Source organism: Methylocella silvestris (assembly GCF_002891535.1).
Lineage (GTDB): Bacteria > Pseudomonadota > Alphaproteobacteria > Rhizobiales > Beijerinckiaceae > Methylocapsa > Methylocapsa silvestris_A.
Genome location: NZ_PDZR01000053.1, coordinates 1 through 3,356 on the forward strand (window position 1 = coordinate 1; position 3,356 = coordinate 3,356).

The window sequence follows — 3,356 nt, forward strand, 5'->3', positions numbered from 1 at the left end:
GTCAATCGGCATTGAACTGGGGCTCTGACTCAATTTTGATGAAGTTTGGGCGCCGGCTGGCATTGGTTTCATCAAGGAATCAACGCCATGCGAAGTCTCCGCCCCTCGGCTTTCGTGCCGCCCGGTTTCTCCGTCGAGAGCGCCGTCCACGATGGCGCGATGACCGTCATCACAGTCCGCCACATGAGTAAATCAAGTCGATGCCCTGACTGCGAGGCGATCACCGAACGCATCCACAGCCGCTATCTTCGGCGTTTGGCCGATCTGCCGTTGGCGGGCAGGCAAGTTCAACTCGTCGTCGTCGCGCGGCGTTTTCGATGCGACGCCACTCTTTGTCGCCGCGCAATTTTCACCGAGCGATTCAGCGCCGATGTTTTGGCGCCTCGGGCTCGCCGAACCGCACGGCTCGACTGTCTGGTCCACCATCTCGGTCTTGCGCTCGGAGGGCGGCCCGCCGCGAGCTTCGCTCGCCGATTGATGCTGCCGGTGAGCAACGACACTTTGTTGAGAGTCGTTCGCAAGCGAGGCTGTCCGCCGATCCCGCCGCCGATTGTGGTCGGGATCGACGATTGGGCGTGGAGGCGCAACCAGCGTTACGGCACGATCATTTGCGATCTCGAACGGCGCCGGCCCATCCGCCTTCTACCCGACAGGGAGCCGGCGACCGCCCAGGCGTGGCTGGCCGGTCAGCCACAGATCGCCATTGTCTCTCGGGATCGCGGCGGAGGCTATTCGCTGGCCGCGGCCAAAGCGCTACCGCAGGCGACGCAGGTCGCCGACCGCTGGCATCTGATGGAGAACGCCAGCCATGCTTTCCTCGACGCTGTGCGCAAATCAATACGTCAAATCCGCACCGCGATCGGCGCGGCGATCATCGATCCCGATTTGCTCACCGCCGCTGAACGCATTCAATACGAGGGATATCTGCGGCGGGAAGACGCGAACGCCGCCATCCTCGCACGCGCCGAGAAGGGAGCCTCGATCAAGGAGATCGTGCGCGAGACCGGATATAGCCGGGGCCTCGTGCGCAGGATTCTGAGAGGTCAGCGTTCAGACGTGTTTCGAACGCGCGAGAGTTCGCTAGAATCGTATCTTCCTTGGCTCGACGCGCAATGGACGGCGGGCGTTCAAAACGGTTCCGAGCTTTGGCGGCGTCTGAAGAGCCAGGGATTCCGGGGGTGTTTGCGGGTTGTCTCCGAGTGGGCCGGGCGTCGTCGCCGCGCCGAAAAAGCCGACGCTGAAAGCTTGCGCCGCGTTCCGTCCGCGAGAACCATCGCGCGGCTGATGACGACCGGCCGCGACACGCTTTCGAAATCGGAGACCGTGGCGATTGCGACGATAGAAAGCGGGGTCCCGCTGCTCATCGAAGCGCGAGCCGTTATCGCCGCTTTCCACGCTATGATCCGCAAAAAGGACGAGGCGCAACTCGACGTCTGGATTGAACAGGCGCGATCCAGTCTCGTTACGTCTTTCGCCAACGGCGTCGCGAAGGACAGGACCGCCGTTCGCGCCGCGATCATTTCCGCTTGGTCTAACGGTCAAACAGAAGGCCAGATCACAAAGCTGAAGCTCGTGAAGCGCCAAATGTACGGACGGGCAAAACTCGATCTGCTCGAAGCCCGCCTTATCGGCGCATGTTGATCGACAGCTGCACCAAGAGTGCGTCAGAGCCGAACTGGGACCCCGGACCGGCGCGCAAAAGGGGCTCTGACTCAATTTTGATGAAGTTTGGGCGCCGGCTGGCATTGGTTTCATCAAGGAATCAACGCCATGCGAAGTCTCCGCCCCTCGGCTTTCGTGCCGCCCGGTTTCTCCGTCGAGAGCGCCGTCCACGATGGCGCGATGACCGTCATCACAGTCCGCCACATGAGTAAATCAAGTCGATGCCCTGACTGCGAGGCGATCACCGAACGCATCCACAGCCGCTATCTTCGGCGTTTGGCCGATCTGCCGTTGGCGGGCAGGCAAGTTCAACTCGTCGTCGTCGCGCGGCGTTTTCGATGCGACGCCACTCTTTGTCGCCGCGCAATTTTCACCGAGCGATTCAGCGCCGATGTTTTGGCGCCTCGGGCTCGCCGAACCGCACGGCTCGACTGTCTGGTCCACCATCTCGGTCTTGCGCTCGGAGGGCGGCCCGCCGCGAGCTTCGCTCGCCGATTGATGCTGCCGGTGAGCAACGACACTTTGTTGAGAGTCGTTCGCAAGCGAGGCTGTCCGCCGATCCCGCCGCCGATTGTGGTCGGGATCGACGATTGGGCGTGGAGGCGCAACCAGCGTTACGGCACGATCATTTGCGATCTCGAACGGCGCCGGCCCATCCGCCTTCTACCCGACAGGGAGCCGGCGACCGCCCAGGCGTGGCTGGCCGGTCAGCCACAGATCGCCATTGTCTCTCGGGATCGCGGCGGAGGCTATTCGCTGGCCGCGGCCAAAGCGCTACCGCAGGCGACGCAGGTCGCCGACCGCTGGCATCTGATGGAGAACGCCAGCCATGCTTTCCTCGACGCTGTGCGCAAATCAATACGTCAAATCCGCACCGCGATCGGCGCGGCGATCATCGATCCCGATTTGCTCACCGCCGCTGAACGCATTCAATACGAGGGATATCTGCGGCGGGAAGACGCGAACGCCGCCATCCTCGCACGCGCCGAGAAGGGAGCCTCGATCAAGGAGATCGTGCGCGAGACCGGATATAGCCGGGGCCTCGTGCGCAGGATTCTGAGAGGTCAGCGTTCAGACGTGTTTCGAACGCGCGAGAGTTCGCTAGAATCGTATCTTCCTTGGCTCGACGCGCAATGGACGGCGGGCGTTCAAAACGGTTCCGAGCTTTGGCGGCGTCTGAAGAGCCAGGGATTCCGGGGGTGTTTGCGGGTTGTCTCCGAGTGGGCCGGGCGTCGTCGCCGCGCCGAAAAAGCCGACGCTGAAAGCTTGCGCCGCGTTCCGTCCGCGAGAACCATCGCGCGGCTGATGACGACCGGCCGCGACACGCTTTCGAAATCGGAGACCGTGGCGATTGCGACGATAGAAAGCGGGGTCCCGCTGCTCATCGAAGCGCGAGCCGTTATCGCCGCTTTCCACGCTATGATCCGCAAAAAGGACGAGGCGCAACTCGACGTCTGGATTGAACAGGCGCGATCCAGTCTCGTTACGTCTTTCGCCAACGGCGTCGCGAAGGACAGGACCGCCGTTCGCGCCGCGATCATTTCCGCTTGGTCTAACGGTCAAACAGAAGGCCAGATCACAAAGCTGAAGCTCGTGAAGCGCCAAATGTACGGACGGGCAAAACTCGATCTGCTCGAAGCCCGCCTTATCGGCGCATGTTGATCGACAGCTGCACCAAGAGTGCGTCAGAGCCC

2 protein-coding genes are annotated in these 3,356 nt (G+C 62.4%); both read left to right on the forward strand.

What is annotated here, in order from left to right; translation table 11 throughout:
* Positions 1–87 precede the first annotated feature (87 nt).
* On the forward strand, positions 88–1,641 hold the full coding sequence (locus CR492_RS20120) for an ISL3 family transposase (protein ID WP_102845488.1): 1,554 nt from the start codon (positions 88–90) through the stop codon (positions 1,639–1,641).
* Between the two features lie 129 nt (positions 1,642–1,770).
* Complete coding sequence (locus tag CR492_RS20125; RefSeq protein ID WP_102845488.1) at positions 1,771–3,324, forward strand: ISL3 family transposase; 1,554 nt, start codon at positions 1,771–1,773, stop codon at positions 3,322–3,324.
* Positions 3,325–3,356 lie beyond the last annotated feature (32 nt).

What these genes read in the sequence shown, in the direction of transcription:
- CR492_RS20125 (WP_102845488.1), top strand. Translation starts at nt 1,771, where the DNA reads ATGCGAAGTCTCCGCCCCTCGGCTTTCGTGCCGCCCGGTTTCTCCGTC.
- CR492_RS20120 (WP_102845488.1), top strand. Translation starts at nt 88, where the DNA reads ATGCGAAGTCTCCGCCCCTCGGCTTTCGTGCCGCCCGGTTTCTCCGTC.